The organism is Aeromonas sp. DNRA1 (assembly GCF_963888745.1).
Lineage (GTDB): Bacteria > Pseudomonadota > Gammaproteobacteria > Enterobacterales > Aeromonadaceae > Aeromonas > Aeromonas hydrophila.
This window is the reverse complement of record NZ_CAWPKQ010000001.1, coordinates 588,080-606,217: the sequence shown is the minus strand read 5'-3', so window position 1 is coordinate 606,217 and position 18,138 is coordinate 588,080. Positions and strand designations below refer to the sequence as shown.

Genomic DNA, 18,138 nt, shown 5'->3' with positions numbered 1-18,138 from the left:
TTATGGATGGTGGATCAGGCCTTGTTCTCGATGAGCGGGGCGAGCAGCTCCGCCAGCTTGTAGAAGGTCTGCACCCGGGTGGTGCTGGGGCGCCACACCAGCCCTATCTCGCGGTAGGGGTGTTCTCCCGGCAGCGGGATGGCCACCAGATCCGTGTTGTCGAGGATACCGGCATCGATGGCCATCTGCGGCAGGAAGGTGGTGCCGAGCCCGGCGCCGACCATCTGCACCAGAGTGTGCAGGCTGGTGGCGGCAAACGGGTTGATCTTGCTCTTGTCCCGCAGCCGGCAGGCGCTCACCGCGTGTTCGGTGAGGCAGTGCTCCCGCTCCAGCAGGAAGATGCTCTGGTTGGGCAGCTCCTTGTAGTCGAACGGGGTGTGCAGGCTGGCCGCCATGCTGGCGGGCATCACCATGTGGAAGGGATCCTGGCCGACCGTTTTGCAGTGAAAGCCGCCGATCTCCACCGGCAGCGCCAGGATCAGCAGGTCGAGCTGACCCTGCTCCAGCTGCTTGAGCAGGTTGGTGGTGGTGTCTTCACGCAGCAACAATTCCAGCTCAGGATAGGTCTTGCCGCACACCTGCAGCAGCTTGCTGAGCAGGAAGGGGGCGATGGTGGGAATGCAGCCGAGGCGTACCGTGCCGTGCATGACCCCCCCTTGATGCTGACCGAGTTCCATCAGATCCCGCGCATCGGAGAGCAAATTGCGACCTCGCTCGACGATTTCCATACCGACCGGGGTCATAATGAAGCTCTTGTGGTCCCGTTCCACCAGTTGCAGGTTCATCATGTCCTCCAGCGTCTGGATCCCGGTACTCAGGGTCGACTGGCTGACATGACAGGCCTTGGCGGCGCGGTTGAAGTTCTTGTGCTCGTCGAGAGCAACCAGATATTGCAGCTGTTTCAGGCTGGGCCAACGTTGCATAGGAAAACCCGATTAATGCTATCTATTTAATTTGATTTAACTAATCTACCATCGGGGCTATAGTTTGTCGCTTTAATTAGACGGACTTGGCTCTAGGTAGCCTGATCCTGACAGGATTGTTCACTTCACATAAAGAGGAATTGAATATGGTATTGGTAGGCCGTCCCGCACCCGATTTCACCGCTGCTGCCGTTCTGGGCAATGGCCAGATCGTTGACTCCTTCAACCTGGCATCCCACATCAAGGGCAAGGCAGCCGTCCTGTTCTTCTATCCGCTCGATTTCACCTTCGTCTGCCCGTCCGAGCTGATTGCCTTCGATCACCGTCTGGAAGAGTTCAACAAGCGTGGCGTGGAAGTGATCGGTGTTTCCATCGACTCCGAGTTCTCCCACAACGCCTGGCGCAACACCAAGATCGAAGACGGCGGCATCGGCCCGGTCAAGTACCCGCTGGTTGCCGACATCAAGCACGAGATCTGCAAAGCCTATGACGTCGAGCACCCGGAAGCCGGCGTTGCATTCCGTGGCTCCTTCCTGATCGACAAGAACGGTGTCGTTCGTCACCAGGTTGTCAACGATCTGCCGCTGGGCCGCAACATTGACGAGATGCTGCGCATGGTCGATGCCCTGCAGTTCCACGAAGAGCACGGCGAAGTTTGCCCGGCTCAGTGGGAAAAAGGCAAAAAAGGCATGACCGCCTCTCCGGATGGCGTTGCCAAGTACCTGTCCGAGAACGCTGCTTCCCTGTAATCGGGTCAGCAAACTGGATAGTGAAAACCGATGCCCAGGCATCGGTTTTTTTATGGCCGTTATTCGGCACTCTCGTTTCGCAACGTTGTCCAGCAGGATTGCCGTTGCCGGCTACGTGCCGACAAACGGCAGGCATAAAAAAGCGCGCCCTTTGGCGCGCTTTTGTCATGGATATCCGGACTACTCGTCAAAGATACCGAAGTGATCCTTGGCGAAGTTGACCCGCTGCTCCACGTTCATCTTCACCTGGCCCAGCTTCTCTATGGTCTTGAGGTTGGGCACCAGACCACGGCCGTTGGCGATCTGGATGGCAAGGCCCGGACGGGCGTTCAGTTCCAGCAGCATGGGGCCGCGGAACTTGTCCAGCACCATGTCGGTCCCGATATAGCCCAGGCCCGACATCTCATAACAGGAGGCCGCCAGGGTCAGCAGGGTGTCCCAGTGGGGCACCTTGAGCTCATAGAGATCGAGGCCGGTGTCCGGGTGGTGGCGCAGCGGATTGCCAAACTGCACCGCCCGCAGCGCACGGCCGGTACGCAGGCACAGACCCACCCCCACGGCGCCCTGGTGCAGGTTCGCCTTGCCGTCGGACGCGGCGGTGGAGAGGCGCATCATGGCCATCACCGGGAAGCCCTTGAAGATGATCACCCGAGCATCGGGGACCCCTTCGAACGAGTAGCCGTCGAACACGTCATCGAAGTTGATGAGGCCTTCCACCAGCGCCACGTCGGGCTTGCCGCCCAGTGAATAGAGCCCGGCCAGGATGTTGGAGACATGGCGCTCCAGATCCTGCCCGTTGGAGGCGCTGCCATTGGGCTTGTAGAACAGGCCCTCTTCCTGGCGCAGGATCACCAGGATCCCCTTGCCGCCGGAGCCGCGCGCCGGCTTGATGCAGAAGCCCGGCCAATCCTTCACCAGCTCGGTGATGCGGCTCACGTCGTGCTGGGCACGGATGGTACCGATCAGTTCCGGTACCGTGACGCCGGCATCCAGCGCGATGCGCTTGGTCTGCAGCTTGTCATCCACCAGCGGATAGAGGCTGCGCGGATTGTAGCGGCTGATGTAGGAGTGGTTGCGCTTGTTCATGCCGAGGATGCCTGATTGGGACAGGCTCCACGGGGTGGTGTACTTTTCCCAGAACCACATCTGTTACTTGTCCTTACCCGGAGTGGCACCCGATTTGATCTCGTCCACCAGCGGCTTGAAGCGCTTGAGTTCGCTCAGCTTGTAGCCGGTGTAGTTACCCATCAACAGCACGGTCGCCATCAGCACCAGCTGCAGGCCGAGGAAGTTGAAGGTGAGGTGACGGATCAGTTCGTTATCCATGGCCAGATAGGCGATGACGGCCACCAGCAGGGAGCCGCCACCCTGGCGGAACACCTCTTTCGGACCCTCTTCTTCCCACAGGATGGACATCCGCTCGATGGTCCAGGAGAGGATGATCATCGGGAAGAAGGTGATCTTCATGCCGTCGGTCAGCCCCAGCTTGAAGGCAAACGCGGAGAAGATGCCGATCATCGAGATCACCATGATGATGATGGCCGATATTCGGGCGACCAGCAGCAGGTTGAGCCGCGACAGGTAGGAGCGGATCACCAGACCGGTGCCGACGATCAGCAGGAAACCGATGAGACCGGTGACCAAGGAGGTCTGGATGAAGGCGACCGCGATCAGCACCGGCATGAAGGTGCCCGAGGTCTTGATCCCCACCAGTACCCGCAGGAACACCACCATCAGCACGCCGATCGGGATCAGCAGCAAGCCCTTGAACAGGGTCTGCTCTTCCAGCGGCAGGCTGTGGATGGAGAAGTTCATCATCTCCGATTTTTCAAACTTCTGGGCCAGCGCCACGCTGACCGGCTGTTCCTGCTCGATCATCGAGAAGCTGACGCGGGAGTTGTGACCACCGGTCACGTCCAGCAGGGCGCCGGAGTTGTATTCCCACAGCAGCAGGTTGGCAGGGCGGCCCTGTTCACCGGTCTGCGGGTTGAACAGCTTGTAGTCGGTCGGGCTGTTGAACACCTGCAGGTAATCCACCAGCTCCTGACGACGGCGGCCATCTTCCAGGCTCAGCGCGTGCACGACACGGGTCGGCACGTCGGCGTTGTTGAGCAGCTCGGCGATCAGGTTGGCGCGGCTCTTGTGCTTCTTCAGCAGCTCGGCATTCTGCTCCTGCTTCTCGATCTCCTTGATGATCTCGCGGGTCAGGGTGTAGCCGTCGGCGGAGCGCTCCTGGGCACGTTCCAGGATCTGCTTCATGGCGGTGGCGTAGGGCTCGCTCTCGATCTGCTTCTCGATGGCCGGCGGCAGCGGGTTGGCGGCCGGTTTGGCATGGGCATCAGCCATCATGTCGACGCGGTAGTAGAGCTCCTGACGGCCGGAAGCGCTGCGAATGGACCACTCGGCGCGGGCATCGCCATCCTTCTCGACGAAGGAGAGACCGTAGCCCGGGCTGGCGGCGTTCTCGTTCATCAGGGTGAAACCGGGCTGGGTGCCCGGAATGGCCAGGGAGGCGATCACCGGCTCACCGGTGGCCTCGAACTCCAGCTTGGCTTCGATGGACCAGATCTGGCGTTTTTCACCCGGCGTGAGTGGTACGTCCAGCGCGATGTGGTGATAGAACGTCATCCCCAGGCCGACAATGTACAGCAGGGCTACCAGCAAATAGAACGGCTTACGGGAAACCATGGATTATTTCACATCCTTGAGCTTGGGTTTGGGTTGGATATATTCGCGGGCCACATCAACCACGGCGATGTCTTTCAAAAACTCACGGCCGAGCAGCACGGGGAAGGCCATGTCGCTGCGGTCCTTCAGGGTAAATTCGGCCTTCTCGGTCATGTCGCCGATGCGTACCGCGAGGCGCACCACCGGACGGCGGTCGAGGTCGTCGGCGGAGGCCTGACGCACCCGTACATGGCGCACCAGCGGCGCTTCAATCTGGATCTTGTCATCCATCTCCTGATGGCTCAGGAAGAAGCGCACCCAGTTCTTGCCGTTGCGCTCGAAGATGGTGATGTCCTGGGCGCTGATGGAGGAGGTGGTGGCACCGGTATCGACCCGCGCCTGGAAGGCGTCGTTGGCCGCGTCAACCCAGATCCACTCCGCCTCGCCGACCAGCAGCTTGCCGTCGACGGTGTGACCCTGGCTTGGGGCCTGGCACTTCTCGGTCGGGATCGCCATGGGCTTGGGCGGCTCGGGCGGCAGGGATTCGAGCTTGCTGCCGACTTTGTTCACGGACTCTTTCATGTTGTTGACATCAGTGTTGAGCTGAACCAGCAGGTGCTGTTGCTGCACATACTGCTTCTGTTGCTGTTCCATGGATGTTTGCAGGCGCTGCTCGCTCAGATTGATCTCGTTGCGAAGCTCGGCCAGCGTCAAGGTAGGTACCGGGGGCGCTTTCTCCATACTGACACACCCGCCGAGACTGAGCAGGGAGAGCAGGGTCATTCCTTTTAATTTGCTTTTCATGTCATTCATTTAACTGTGCTTCCTGGAATTGGGTCAGTGTAACTTCCACAGCCGCCATCGGCTAGTCTTTGGCCTTTCTGGCAATCAGTACGGCACGTTTGGGTGCCGGGTGTCCTTCTACCGTGAGTGCGGGATTGGTTGGATCCAGATAATCACTCAGGGATTCATTAATCATCCAGTCGGTACGACGCTGTTCGTCGGTGCTGGTCATATTCTCGTCGACAATCCGCACATCGGTAAATCCGCAGCGCTCGACCCACAGCTTGAGGGCCGCGCTGGAGGGGATGAACCAGACGTTGCGCATCTTGCCGTAGCGATCGGTGGGCACCAGCACGTCGTTGACGCCGCCGTCGATCACCAAGGTCTCCAGCACCAGCTCGCCGTCGTCTTTCAACTGGTTGCGCAGCTGTTCGATGTGCTCGATGGGAGACTTGCGGTGATAGAGCACCCCCATGGAGAAGACGGTGTCGAACGCCCGCAGCTCCGGCAGCTCCTGAATGCCGAGCGGCAGCAGGTGGGCGCGCTGGTCGTTGCCGGCGAAGTGGCGGATGGCCTCGAACTGGCAGAGGAACAGCGGGCTCGGGTCGATGCCGACCGCCAGCTTGGCTCCTTCACCCACCATGCGCCAGAGGTGGTAACCGCTACCGCAGCCCACGTCCAGCACGTAGCGACCGGCAAGCGGGCTGATGTGGGGCAGCACCCGATCCCACTTCCAGTCAGAGCGCCATTCGGTATCGATGTGGATGCCGTGCACCGTGAACGGTCCCTTGCGCCAGGGCATGAAGTGGCGCAGCAGGCTCTCGACCTTCTTGCGCTCCCCTTCACCAAGGCTCTCGGCCGAGCCGATTTCGACCCGGCTGTGCAGCTCGATGTGGCCGGGGTCCACCTGCGGCAGCTTGTTGAGAGCGCGGTTCCAGCGCGGCAGATCACCGTGCTGGTTGTCGTGCTGCCAGGTATGCAGCTGGGCGGGCAGAGTATGCAGCCAGTGGCTCAGCCGATTCTTGGCGATCAGCTGATAGAAGTTGGCAAAGTCGATCATGGCTGGGCGTCGCTGGATTTGATGGCAATCATGGAGCCGAAGTTGAAGCACTGGAACCAGAGATCCTGATGGGCGAAGCCGGCGTCTCGCAGGCGGGCCTGATGCACCGGCAGGCTGTCGGTGCGCATCACGTTCTCAAGGGCGGTGCGCTTCTGGCTGATCTCCAGCTCGCTATAACCGTTGGCGCGCTTGAAGTCGAGGTGCAGGTCGATGAGCAGCTCGTTGACCGGTGCATCTTCGAAGCGGAATTTTTCGCTCAGGATCAGGATCCCGCCCGGACGCAGCCCATCAAAGATGCGCTGGATCAGGGCGGCCCGCTTCTCGGGCTCGACGAACTGCAGGGTGAAGTTGAGCACCACCACGGAGGCGTTCTCGATGGCGATGTCGCAGATGTCCGCCTCCACCAGCTCCACCGGCACCTCGGACTTGAAGCCAGAGAGGTGGGCGCGGGCACGCTCGATCATGGGGTGGGAGAGATCCACCGCCGTGATGTGGCAGCCGGGCTGAGTGACGTGGCGACGCATCGCCTGGGTGGCGGCGCCGAGCGAACAGCCGAGGTCGTAGAGCCGGCTCTGTGGCTGGGCGTAACGGGCGGCCATCATGCCGATGGCGGAGATGATGTTGCTGTAACCCGGCACCGAGCGCTGGATCATGTCGGGGAAGACATCGACGACCTGTTCGTCAAAGCAAAAATCCCCCAATCGAGCGATAGGGGCGGCAAAAATCTGATCTTTGGTATGCATGCTGGCGCAACCTGACAGCCGGTGCGCGAACCGACTGTTTTGTTCAATTGAATCGTTGGGTGACACCGGTCCAGGCCGGGTCGTCACCGGTTCACGAACGGGGTGGCGGGCCTTGAGATCCATCGGGCCGGTTCCGTTCGCAATGGACCATCATCCTGGTCCTTTCTGAGGGCGGTACCATCTGCGGCAACGAGTTGCAGCGCACTGGCGTCTGGGCCCTGTTTATGGCGCCGGATGCCTGCCTGCATCGGATTGTGCTGGGCTGACGGTCCGGGTCCTTACTTGGGGCGCTAGTGTAGAGGAAAGGTTGGCGTTTGTCTTGACGCCAAGCCCCGTCCAGCCACAAAAAAACGGCTTTTTTTCGCGGCGGGGAAGACGGGGTGAAGCGGCTGACTAAAAGGGCAGCACGCCCTGCTGCGCGCGATCGTTTTCCCCCGGCCAGGGGGCCATCTCTTTCCCCAGCAGGCGGGCAACCTGACGGGCCAGCTCGGGGGACTGGGCGTTGTCGGCGGTATGTATAAAGAGGTAGAGATCTTTTCCCTCCGCCAGCCACTGGCGCCAGTGGGGGAGCCAGCCTGGCAGGAAGGGGTGGTTGGCGGCCGGATCCGGCAGGCCGATGAGCCGTACCACGGGAGCATTGGCTGTGGCCAGCAGGTGCACCGGCAGCCTCGGCTTCTTGCCCTGAGCATCGATCATGGCTGCCGTGGTGGCTGGCACCGAGAACAGCGGCCGGCTGTCGAGCATGATGCGGTTGATGCCTCTCTCCATCAGCAGTCGGTTCAACTGCCGCTCCGCCTCGCCCTTGGCGAAGAAATCGGGGTGGCGCACCTCGAGGGCATAGCGAAACGCCGGCGGCAGCCGTTCGAAAAAGGCCGCCAGCCGGGGCAGCCCCTGTGGGCCAAAGCGGGCGGGCAGCTGCAGCTTGAGCAGCCCCAGCTTGTCATGCAAGGGCTCCAGCAGGCGGATGAAGTCGCTCACTTGCTTGTCGGCGCTCACCAGATCGCTCTGGTGGCTGATGGTTTGCGGAAACTTGAAGCTGAAACGAAAGTGGGCGGGCACCGCATCGGCCCAGCGCCGGACCGTGTCGGGGGTCGGCGAGGCGTAGAAGGTGGTATTGCCTTCCACCGTGTTGAATACCCGGGCATAGTGGGCGAGGTGCTCGGCGGGCTTGGCGCCCACGCCCAGCAAGTGACCTGGCCAGGCCGGGTGCGACCATTGTGGCAGGCCCAAAAAGAGGCTCATGAGGGATCCTGTCTGCGGGTTTATCTCGTTTTACCCCCCTTTTTTGCCCCGGGATGTAAAAAACAGGGCAAAGGAGGCTGCTGGCCATTTTACCCAAATGGGGGTTTTCCTCTATAATGCCAGCCCTTTTGTTTGCCAATTTGTTGTGACTCACGCCGCTGTACGCATATTGTGACGACGGCAGCGGCCATGATGCGGCCAAACAACAATCGCTTGCCGATGCCCTCCGCCCGACACCCCGGCCGCTTGCCAGCCGCCTCTGGTCGAGCCGATATCGGCGGCAGGTGTCCGATCCCGGCGGTCGGACGGTACGAGACAGATTTCAAACCGGGCAAGAACAGGATCTGGCCAGCTGTGAGACAGACGGTGCTTGCCAGTCGTGCCCGGCGACCCAGGTTAACCGTCTCTCTACAAATTCGAAGGAAGAAGTCCATGCGCTCTATCTATTGCGGACAGGTCAATGAGGCCCATGCAGGGCAGACCATTACATTGTGCGGTTGGGTCCATCGTCGTCGCGATCTGGGCGGCCTCATCTTTATCGACATGCGCGACCGGGAAGGGATCGTGCAGGTGTTCTTCGATCCGGACAAACCGGACGCCTTTGCCCTGGCCTCCGAACTACGCGGCGAATTCTGCATTCAGGTCTCCGGCGTGGTGCGCACCCGTCCAGAGTCCCAGCGCAACAGCGACATGGCCACCGGTGCCATCGAGGTGTTTGCCCACGAGCTGACCATCATCAACCGTGCCGAGCCGCTGCCGCTGGACTTCAACCAGGTCAACAGCGAAGAGGTGAGCCTCAAGTATCGCTATCTGGACCTGCGTCGCCCCGAGATGGCCAAGTACCTGAAGACCCGCGCCAAGGCCAGTGCCTTCGTACGCCGCTTCATGGACGAGCACGGCTTCCTCGACATCGAGACCCCGATGCTGACCAAGGCCACCCCGGAAGGGGCCCGTGACTATCTGGTGCCGAGCCGCGTGCACAAGGGCAAGTTCTACGCCCTGCCGCAATCCCCGCAGCTGTTCAAGCAACTGCTGATGATGTCCGGGTTCGATCGCTACTACCAGATCGTCAAGTGCTTCCGCGACGAAGACCTGCGTGCCGATCGCCAGCCGGAATTCACCCAGATCGACGTGGAGACCTCCTTCATGACCGCACCCCAGGTGCGTGAAATCATGGAAGAGATGATCCGCAAACTGTGGCTGCACATCCTGAACGTGGATCTGGGCGACTTCCCGATCATGACCTTCGACGAAGCCATGCGTCGCTACGGCTCCGACAAGCCGGACCTGCGTCTGCCGATGGAGCTGGTCGATGTGGCAGACCTCTTGACCGCGGTCGAGTTCGCCGTGTTCGCCGGCCCCGCCAACGATCCGAAAGGCCGCGTGGCAGCCCTGAAAGTACCGGGCGGCGCCGAGCTCTCTCGCAAGCAGATCGACGAGTACACCAAGTTTGTCGGCATCTACGGTGCCAAGGGCCTGGCCTGGATGAAGGTCAACGAAGCCGCCAACGGCATCGAAGGGGTACAGTCCCCGGTGGCCAAGTTCCTCTCCGACGCCATCGTGCGCGAGATCCTGGCCCGCACCGGTGCAGCTGACGGCGACATCATCTTCTTCGGTGCCGACTCCAAGAAGGTGGTGTGCGATGCCATGGGCGCCCTGCGCCTGAAAGTGGGCCGCGATCTGGGTCTGCTGGAGAACAGCTGGAAGCCGCTGTGGGTCATCGACTTCCCGATGTTCGAAGAGGATGGCGAAGGTGGTCTGGCTGCCATGCACCACCCGTTCACCGCGCCGAGCGGCCTGACCCCGGAGCAGCTGAAAGCCAACCCGGTAGGCGCTTACGCCAACGCCTACGACATGGTGATCAACGGCTACGAAGTGGGTGGCGGTTCTGTCCGTATCCACAACAGCGAGATGCAGGCCACCGTGTTCGACATCCTGGGTATTACCCCGGCCGAACAGCGCCTGAAGTTTGGCTTCCTGCTGGATGCCCTGAAGTACGGTACCCCGCCGCACGCCGGCCTGGCCTTCGGCCTGGACCGTCTGAGCATGCTGCTGACCGGTACTGAAAACATCCGGGACGTGATTGCCTTCCCGAAAACCACGGCGGCCGCCTGTCTGATGACGGACGCCCCCAGCTTTGCCAACGCCGCCCAACTGGGCGAGCTGGCGATTGCGACCACCGTCAAGGGTGATGAATAAGCCGTTACCGGCAGTAAAGGCCGCAGCAATGCGGCCTTTCCCTTGCATTAGTCATGACCAGTGTTACTGAAATTCAAAAATAACGGAGAGTCCCTATGGCAGGTCACAGTAAATGGGCCAACATCAAACACCGCAAGGCGGCGCAAGACGCCAAGCGCGGCAAGATCTTCACCAAGCTGATCCGCGAAATCACTACCTCCGCGCGTCTGGGTGATGCTGATCCTGCCAACAACCCGCGTCTGCGTGCTGCGGTAACGGCCGCCCTGACCAACAACATGACCCGCGACACCATCAACCGTGCCATCCAGCGTGGCGCCGGCGGTGGCGATGGCGAGCAGCTCGAGACCATCGTGTACGAAGGTTACGGCCCGGCCGGCTCTGCCGTCATGGTGGAGTGCCTGACCGACAACCGCAACCGTACCGTAGCCGAAGTGCGTCACGCCTTCAGCAAATGCGGCGGCAACCTGGGCACCGATGGCTCTGTTGCCTATCTGTTCAGCAAGAAAGGTCTGCTGACTTTCGTTGGCGTGGATGAAGATGCCCTGATGGATGCCGCCCTGGAAGCCGGTGCCGACGACGTGGTGACCGAAGAGGATGGCTCCATCGAGGTGTATACCACCCCGAACGATTTCGGCACCGTGCTCGATGGTCTGGAAGCCGCCGGCTTCAAGCCCCAGAGCGCCGAAGTGACCATGATCCCGTCCACCGAAGCCGAGCTGGATGCCGAGACCGCGCCCAAGCTGATGCGCCTCATCGACATGCTGGAAGATCTGGACGACGTGCAGGAGGTGTACCACAACGGCTCCATCTCCGACGAAGTTGCCGCGACCCTGTAACTCGGTTCGTGAACACCCAGGTGGCGATGCTCTGTTCGCCCCCGCTAAAACGGCAGCCTCGGCTGCCGTTTTTCTTGTGATGGCCTGACGCCTGAAGGCCGTGCCGGCCATGGCATTGCCCGCCTTAATTTTCCCTTAAGTTTGGCTTTTTAAGCTGCCTGCCGTGTCCGGGCCTCGCTGCCCCTTGCCGCCATCACCTCGGGAGGAGGGATCGGCAAGCGAGACTGCAACAAGAGGTGCCCTGTGTGGCCCCTGTCCTGCCTGGTTTGTCGGAGTATCGTTATGCGCATCACCCTGGGTGTGATGAAGGTGAATCTGTTGCTGGTGCTGTTGTTTGCACTGGTATTCAACTGGCCCATTTTCCTGCACTTTTACACCATTCTCACCAAGCTGGAACACGTCAAGACGGGCTTTGCCCTCTCGATCCCCTTCGTGCTGCTGGCCGCGCTCAATGCGGTGTTCCTGCCTTTTACCTTTCGCTATCTGCTCAAGCCCTTCTTCGTGCTGCTGATCCTGATGGGATCCGTGGTCAGTTACGCCATGCTGAAATACGGCGTCATCTTCGACGTGAGCATGGTGCAGAACATCGTCGAGACCAACAGCGGGGAGGCGACCTCCTACTTCAATGCCTCCATCCTGTTCTGGTTCGTGCTGACTGGCCTGCTGCCGGCGCTGGCCCTGCTGTGGGTGAAGATAGAGTATCCCCGTCCCTGGTATAAGGGGCTGGGCCTGCGGCTCGGCTCCATCGCCCTGTCGCTGCTGTTTCTGGTGGGGGTGGCGGCGCTCTATTACCAGGATTACGCCTCGGTCGGGCGCAACAACAAGTCCCTCGGCAAGGAGATAGTGCCCGCCAACTATGTGCACGGCCTCTATCGCTACGCCACCGACATCCTGTTTGCCACCCCGATCCCGTATCAGCAGCTGGGCACCGATGCCAGGGTGGTGGGGCAGGGCGGCAAGCCGACTCTGATGTTTCTGGTGGTGGGGGAGACGGCGCGCAGCCAGAACTACTCCCTCAATGGTTACGGCAAGACCACCAACAGCTTCACCGCGCGGGAATCTGGCATGGTCTCGTTTCGCAACGTGCGCTCCTGTGGCACCGCCACCGCGGTCTCGGTGCCCTGCATGTTCTCCAACCTGACGCGGCGCGGCTATGACGACACCCTGGCCCAGTCCCGCGACGGCATGCTGGATGTGTTGCAGCATGCCGGCGTCTCCGTGCTCTGGAAGGAGAACGACGGCGGCTGCAAGGGGGTGTGCAAGAACGTGCCCACCATCGAGATCGAGGCCAAGGATTTTCCCCAGTACTGCCAGAAGGGTTCCTGCTACGACGAGGTGATGCTGGAGGGGCTGGATCGGCAGATCGCGCAGATGAAGGGCAACAAGCTGGTGGCCTTCCACCTGATGGGCAGCCACGGCCCGACCTACTATCGCCGTTATCCCGCCAGTGAACGGACTTTCATGCCGGATTGCCCGCGCAGCGACATCGAAAACTGCACCAATGAAGAGCTGGTCAACACCTATGACAACACCATCCGTTACACCGACAAGGTGGTGGCCCGTCTCATCGACAAGCTCAAGACGCTGGAGCAGGATTACAACGTGGGGCTGGTCTATCTGTCGGATCACGGCGAATCTCTGGGTGCCATGGGGCTCTACCTGCACGGCACCCCCTACAAGTTCGCCCCGGACGATCAGACCCGGGTGCCGCTGATGACCTGGTTCTCTCCCCAGTTGCAGGCCGATCGCCAGCTGGATATGACCTGTCTGCAGCAGGAGGCGGTCAGCAAGCGTTTCTCCCACGACAACTTGTTCCACTCCATGCTCGGCATCATGGATGTGCAGACCCGGGTGTATGACGGGGCGCTGGATCTGTTCAAACCGTGCCGGGCGGGGTGAGTCACCGCGTCCGATTACGCCGCTACGCGGCTAATCGAACCTACGCTCGAAGAATCTATCAATAAAAAACGGCAGCCAGTGGCTGCCGTTTCTCATTTCGCAAGGCCTCGGCCTTACTTCTGCTCCATGATGATCTGGAGCAGATCCCCTTCCAGCAGGGCCCGCTTCACCAGCGCGAAACCACCGACGGTGGGCTGATTCTGGAAGCGCGCCTTCACGATGGGCAGGCCGCGATGGAAGCTTGGCAGCGATTGGTGCTCCACGCAGCGGCGGATGGCCGGGAACAGGATCTCTTCGGCAGCGGTGATTTCGCCCGCGATCAGCACCTTCTGCGGGTTGAACAGGTTGACCGTGATGGCCACCGCCCGTCCCAGATGCTCACCCACGTTCTCAATCACGCTGCGGGCCAGCTCGTCACCGGCCATGGCCGCCTTGCACACCTCCTGGATGGTGATGTGCTTCTCCTGCAGCGAGCTCAGGTGGCCGCGGCTGATGAGCTCCTTCACCTTGTCGACGATGGCCTCGTTGGAGGCGATGGTCTCCAGGCAGCCGAAGTTGCCGCAGTGGCAGCGCTTGCCGAGCGGTTCGACCTGGATGTGGCCGATCTCGCCGACATTGCGGTTCTGGCCGAGGAACACCTTGCCCTTGGTGATGATGCCCGAGCCTGCCCCCTGGTGCACGCTCACCAGGATGGAGTCCATGCAGTCGCGGGACTCGCCGAAGAAGTGTTCGGCCAGTGCCAGCGAGCGGGTATCGTTGCCCACGTAGCAGGGCAGGTTGAAGTGGTTTTCCAACAGCTTGGCCAGCGCCAGATTGCGGATCTGGTACTTGGGGGTGTAGATGACCATGCCCGATTCTGGATTGACCAGGCCCGGCATGGTCAGCGCGATGCTGATGAGGTTGCGGCTGCGATCCTGCTGGGAGTCGATGAAGGCACCGATCTCCCGCAGCAGCATGTCGACCACCGGTTGTTGCTCGATCTCGGTCACCTGGGTGATGTGCTGATCGAGCTCCTTGCCGTCGAGGTCATACAGGGCGAGCTGCAGGTAGCCGCGGCCGAGCTTGGCGGACACAAACTGAAAGCGATGCTTGATGGTGGTCAGGGAGATGGCGCGCCGTCCGCCGGTGGAGGCTTGCGGCGAGGTCTCCTTGATCAGGCCATGCTCGATCAGTTGCCGGGTTATCTTGGTCACGCTGGCCGGGGCCAGCTGACTCAACTCGGCAATTTTGACCCGCGAGATGGGCCCCTGCAGGTCGATGAGCCGATACACGGCTGCACTGTTGACCTGCTTGATAAGATCTACGTTTGCTATTTGTCCGCCAGTCATAGTGTCACTGTGTTGTGTAGTGTCCGTTAACCACGGTCCCGCAGACCGTGAAGGCCTGATCAAAGACAGTCAGGTTGGCTATTTTTCCGACCTGGATACTACCGAGACGTGAGTCCCATCCAATGGCGCGAGCAGGGTAAAGGGTGGCCATTCTCAGTGCTTCATCGAGCGGTAATCCGACCTGTTTGACCAGATTCTCCACCCCCTCAATCATGGTGAGGGCAGAGCCGCCGAGTGTACCATTCTCGTCGACGCACTGACCATCGCGGAAATAGACGGTTGCGCCACAAAAATCAAACTTCTCAAAGCCTTCCGGTGCCCCTGCCGGAGCGGTCGCGTCGGTGACCAGCACCAGTCGCTCTCCCAGCATCTTGTGTGCAAGGCGCACGTTGGCCCAGTGCACGTGATGACCGTCGACGATGACGCCGGCGTAGACATCCTTGCGATCGTAGATGGCACCGACCACGCCCGGCTCGCGACCGTTTACGGTCGGAGTCATGGCGTTGTAGAGATGGGTGGCAAAGCGGATGCCGTTGTCGAACCCGGCCATCGCCTGGTCATAGTTGGCGGCGGTATGGCCCGCGGAGACCAGAATGCCGGCCTCCACCAGCCGGCGGATGTGCTCCGGCTTGTTGCGCTCCGGCGCCAGGGTGATCTTGGCGATGGCATCCGCGTTGGCGCAGAAGAAGTCGATCATCTCGTCGGCGGGCTGGCGGATCTGCTCGGCCGGGTGGATCCCCTTGCGCTTGAGGTTGGTGTAGGGGCCTTCCAGATGGACGCCCAGTACCTCGTTGGGGTGCGCCGCCATGTAGTCGCGGGTGACGGCGACGGCCTGCTTCATGTCTGCATCCGGACTGGTGATCAGGGTCGGCAGGAAGCTGGTGGTACCGGATTTGAGGTTGGCGGCCTGCATGGTCGCCAGGGTCTCGGTGGTGATGTGGCCGTTGAACATGACGCCGCCACAGCCGTTGAGCTGCACGTCGATAAAACCGGCGCTCAGGTTGGCACCCTTGAGATCAATGCGTTCGATACCGGCCGGCAGTTCGGCCAGGCGGGAGATGGCGACAATCTTGTCGCCCTCGATGACCACCCCGTAACCGGTCAGCACGCAGCTGCCGGTGTAGAGGGTGCAGTTGGTCAATGCGTACATGGTGACTCCTTACAGACGGCCGATGTTGGCGGCTTCGAGCTGCTGGAAGTAACGCACGGTCTTGACCTTGAGCTCCATGGTGGAGGGCTCGTCACACACCATCATTCCCTTCGGATGCAGTTGCAGGGTGGAGATGGTCCACATGTGGTTGACGCTGCCTTCCACCGCGGCTTGCAGGGCCTGGGCCTTGCCGTGACCGGTCACCAGGATCATGATCTCCTCGGCATCCATCAAGGTGCCGACCCCCACGGTCAGCGCCAGCTTGGGCACCTGCTCCATGTCGCCACCAAAGAAGCGGGAGTTGGCGATGCGGGTGTCTTCGGTCAGGGTCTTGACCCGGGTGCGGGAGGAGAGGGATGAAGCCGGTTCGTTGAACGCGATGTGGCCGTCGTTGCCGACACCGCCCATGAACAGGTGGATCTTGCCGTAGGACTTGATTTTGTCTTCGTAGCGCTTGCACTCGGCCACCAGATCCGGCGCGTTGCCGTTGAGGATGTTGATGTTCTCGGGGCGAATGTCGATATGGCTGAAGAAGTTGTTGTGCATGAAGCTGTGGTAGCTCTCCGGGTGGTCTTCCGGCAGGCCGACGTACTCGTCCATGTTGAAGGTGACCACGTTCTGGAAGCTCACTTCACCGGCTTTATGCAGTTCAATCAGGCGCTTGTAAGTGTTGAGCGGGGTGCCGCCAGTGGGCAGGCCCAGTACGAAGGGGCGCTCGGCAGTGGGTTTGAACCCATTGATACGGTCAACGATGTAACGGGCAGACCACAGGCCCACTTGGCTGGCAGATTTCAACGGGATCAGGCGCATTATAGATACCTCTGTACGGGTTGCTGCCGGGATGTCGGCGGCAAATAGACTGGGACGGATTCAAGTTGTTTTATAGCGTAAATAAAGATTGCGAACTAAGCCACATCTATCCGCCACCTTTATCTCGTTTGGGTGATAATGATCACGATTACAGGTTTATTAATTTGCGCAGCGAAATAAAAGCCCTAGACTGCCAATCAAGCCTTGATGGCTTATGCGTCAAACGTGATAAGCACTTAATTTCTAGAAAAACATTAACTAAGGAGAGGAACCGTGAACATTCTCGGTTATTTGCAAAAGATCGGCCGTGCCCTGATGGTGCCGGTAGCGGTATTGCCTGCCGCCGCGATCCTGATGGGGATTGGCTACTGGATTGACCCGAATGGTTGGGGTGGTGGCAGTCCTGTCGCCGCGTTCCTGATCAAGGCCGGCGCAGCCATCATCGACAGCATGCCCGTGCTGTTCGCTGTCGGTGTTGCCTATGGTATGTCCAAAGACAAAGACGGTTCTGCCGCACTGGCCGGTCTGGTCGGTTTCCTGGTGGTGACCACGCTGCTGAGCCCGGGCGCCGTTGCCCAGATCAAGGGTATCCCGGCCGATCAGGTTCCGGCTGCCTTTGCCAAGATCAGCAACCAATTCGTCGGTATCCTGTGTGGTGTCATCGCCGCTGAGCTCTACAACCGCTTCAGCAGCGTGGAACTGCACAAGGCGCTGGCCTTCTTCTCTGGCCGCCGTCTGGTGCCGATCGTAACCTCCGTGGTGATGATCGTCGTCTCCTTCATCCTGATGGCCGTCTGGCCGGTCATTTACGGCGGTCTGGTGAGCTTTGGTGAATCCATTGTCAGCCTGGGCTCCACCGGCGCCGGTATCTACGCCTTCTTCAACCGCCTGCTGATCCCTGTCGGTCTGCACCACGCCCTGAACTCCGTGTTCTGGTTTGACGTGGCCGGCATCAACGACATCCCGAACTTCCTGGGCGGCCAATCCTCCATCGACGCCGGCAAGGGCATCGTGGGTGTGACCGGCATGTATCAGGCTGGCTTCTTCCCGATCATGATGTTCGGTCTGCCGGGTGCCGCGCTGGCCATCTACCACTCCGCCAAGAAAGAGAACAAAGAGAAAGTTGCGTCCATCATGATCGCAGCCGCCTTTGCCGCCTTCTTCACCGGGGTGACCGAGCCGCTCGAGTTCTCCTTCATGTTCGTGGCGCCGGTGCTGTACGTCATCCACGCCCTGCTGACCGGTCTGTCCGTGTTCATCGCTGCCTCCATGCAGTGGATTGCCGGCTTCGGCTTCAGTGCCGGTCTGGTGGATATGGTGCTCTCCAGCCGCAACCCGCTGGCGACCCACTGGTACATGCTGCTGGTACAAGGCCTGGTGTTCTTCGGTCTCTACTATGTTGTGTTCCGCGCTGTCATCGTCAAGTTCAACCTGAAAACCCCGGGTCGTGAAGATGACGAAGCGGTACCGGCACAGGCTCAGACCACCGACCGTACCGAACTGGCACGCCAGTATCTGGAAGTGCTGGGCGGTCAGGAGAACCTGGTGACCATCGATGCCTGCATCACCCGTCTGCGTCTGACCCTGAAAGACCGCAGCATCGTTGACGAGCGCAAGCTCAAAGCCCTGGGCGCGGCCGGTGTGGTCAAGCTCGGTGAGCAGAACCTGCAGGTGATTCTGGGCCCATTGGCCGAAATCATCGCCGGTGAGATGAAGGCCCTGCGTTAATCGGGCGCCAAGCTCGCCTCA

At 60.7% G+C, this 18,138-nt stretch carries 15 protein-coding genes; 5 read left to right on the top strand and 10 right to left on the bottom strand.

Annotation, left to right across the window (positions count from 1 at the left end):
* Positions 1 to 14 precede the first annotated feature (14 nt).
* Positions 15 to 923, bottom strand: coding sequence for a hydrogen peroxide-inducible genes activator (locus AACQ43_RS02735; protein WP_168965789.1), 909 nt, complete (start codon positions 921 to 923; stop codon positions 15 to 17).
* Positions 924 to 1,069: 146 nt separating this feature from the next.
* Between AACQ43_RS02735 and AACQ43_RS02730 the strand changes: the two genes are divergently transcribed.
* On the top strand, positions 1,070 to 1,672 hold the full coding sequence (locus AACQ43_RS02730) for a peroxiredoxin C (RefSeq protein WP_005299113.1): 603 nt from the start codon (positions 1,070 to 1,072) through the stop codon (positions 1,670 to 1,672).
* Between the two features lie 180 nt (positions 1,673 to 1,852).
* Here the strand turns inward: AACQ43_RS02730 and AACQ43_RS02725 are convergent, their stop codons facing one another.
* The 6 genes from AACQ43_RS02725 to AACQ43_RS02700 form a co-directional block, all read right to left on the bottom strand.
* Complete coding sequence (locus tag AACQ43_RS02725; RefSeq protein ID WP_011705412.1) at positions 1,853 to 2,818, bottom strand: alpha-L-glutamate ligase-like protein; 966 nt, start codon at positions 2,816 to 2,818, stop codon at positions 1,853 to 1,855.
* 3 nt (positions 2,819 to 2,821) lie between these two features.
* On the bottom strand, positions 2,822 to 4,360 hold the full coding sequence (locus tag AACQ43_RS02720) for an inactive transglutaminase family protein (protein ID WP_011705413.1): 1,539 nt from the start codon (positions 4,358 to 4,360) through the stop codon (positions 2,822 to 2,824).
* A 3-nt stretch (positions 4,361 to 4,363) separates the two neighbouring features.
* Positions 4,364 to 5,152, bottom strand: coding sequence for an ATP-dependent zinc protease family protein (locus AACQ43_RS02715; protein WP_039213166.1), 789 nt, complete (start codon positions 5,150 to 5,152; stop codon positions 4,364 to 4,366).
* Between the two features lie 52 nt (positions 5,153 to 5,204).
* Positions 5,205 to 6,182, bottom strand: a complete 978-nt coding sequence (gene cmoB / locus AACQ43_RS02710) for a tRNA 5-methoxyuridine(34)/uridine 5-oxyacetic acid(34) synthase CmoB (protein ID WP_168965787.1) — start codon at positions 6,180 to 6,182, stop codon at positions 5,205 to 5,207.
* Entirely contained in the window at positions 6,179 to 6,925 is a 747-nt protein-coding gene (cmoA, locus tag AACQ43_RS02705; protein WP_029303470.1) for a carboxy-S-adenosyl-L-methionine synthase CmoA, read from the bottom strand. The genes cmoB and cmoA overlap by 4 nt, the downstream gene beginning before the upstream one ends.
* Before the next feature lie 393 nt (positions 6,926 to 7,318).
* Entirely contained in the window at positions 7,319 to 8,167 is an 849-nt protein-coding gene (locus AACQ43_RS02700) for a DUF72 domain-containing protein (protein ID WP_168965785.1), read from the bottom strand.
* A 432-nt stretch (positions 8,168 to 8,599) separates the two neighbouring features.
* On the opposite strand from AACQ43_RS02700, the gene aspS reads away from it, so the two are divergent.
* From aspS to AACQ43_RS02685, 3 genes are all read left to right on the top strand, one after another.
* Positions 8,600 to 10,366, top strand: a complete 1,767-nt coding sequence (aspS, locus tag AACQ43_RS02695; protein ID WP_168965783.1) for an aspartate--tRNA ligase — start codon at positions 8,600 to 8,602, stop codon at positions 10,364 to 10,366.
* Between the two features lie 95 nt (positions 10,367 to 10,461).
* Positions 10,462 to 11,202: a YebC/PmpR family DNA-binding transcriptional regulator gene (locus AACQ43_RS02690; RefSeq protein ID WP_076361304.1), complete on the top strand. Its 741-nt coding sequence runs from the start codon at positions 10,462 to 10,464 to the stop codon at positions 11,200 to 11,202.
* 282 nt (positions 11,203 to 11,484) lie between these two features.
* Positions 11,485 to 13,101 carry a phosphoethanolamine transferase gene (locus tag AACQ43_RS02685; RefSeq protein ID WP_168965781.1) on the top strand — a complete coding sequence of 539 codons (1,617 nt, stop codon included), beginning with the start codon at positions 11,485 to 11,487 and terminating at the stop codon, positions 13,099 to 13,101.
* Positions 13,102 to 13,214: 113 nt separating this feature from the next.
* Here AACQ43_RS02685 and nagC read toward each other — a convergent pair whose 3' ends face one another.
* From nagC to nagB, 3 genes are read right to left on the bottom strand one after another with little or no spacing between them, the layout of a single operon-like run.
* Positions 13,215 to 14,429 (bottom strand): DNA-binding transcriptional regulator NagC, encoded by a 1,215-nt coding sequence (gene nagC, locus AACQ43_RS02680; RefSeq protein WP_016350209.1) that lies wholly within the window; start codon positions 14,427 to 14,429, stop codon positions 13,215 to 13,217.
* A 4-nt stretch (positions 14,430 to 14,433) separates the two neighbouring features.
* Positions 14,434 to 15,579 carry an N-acetylglucosamine-6-phosphate deacetylase gene (gene nagA, locus AACQ43_RS02675; RefSeq protein ID WP_168965779.1) on the bottom strand — a complete coding sequence of 382 codons (1,146 nt, stop codon included), beginning with the start codon at positions 15,577 to 15,579 and terminating at the stop codon, positions 14,434 to 14,436.
* Positions 15,580 to 15,588: 9 nt separating this feature from the next.
* Positions 15,589 to 16,389, bottom strand: coding sequence for a glucosamine-6-phosphate deaminase (gene nagB, locus AACQ43_RS02670; RefSeq protein WP_011705423.1), 801 nt, complete (start codon positions 16,387 to 16,389; stop codon positions 15,589 to 15,591).
* Between the two features lie 273 nt (positions 16,390 to 16,662).
* Here nagB and nagE point away from each other — a divergent pair, with 273 nt between their 5' ends.
* Positions 16,663 to 18,117: an N-acetylglucosamine-specific PTS transporter subunit IIBC gene (nagE, locus tag AACQ43_RS02665; RefSeq protein ID WP_011705424.1), complete on the top strand. Its 1,455-nt coding sequence runs from the start codon at positions 16,663 to 16,665 to the stop codon at positions 18,115 to 18,117.
* The last annotated feature ends 21 nt before the right edge of the window (positions 18,118 to 18,138 follow it).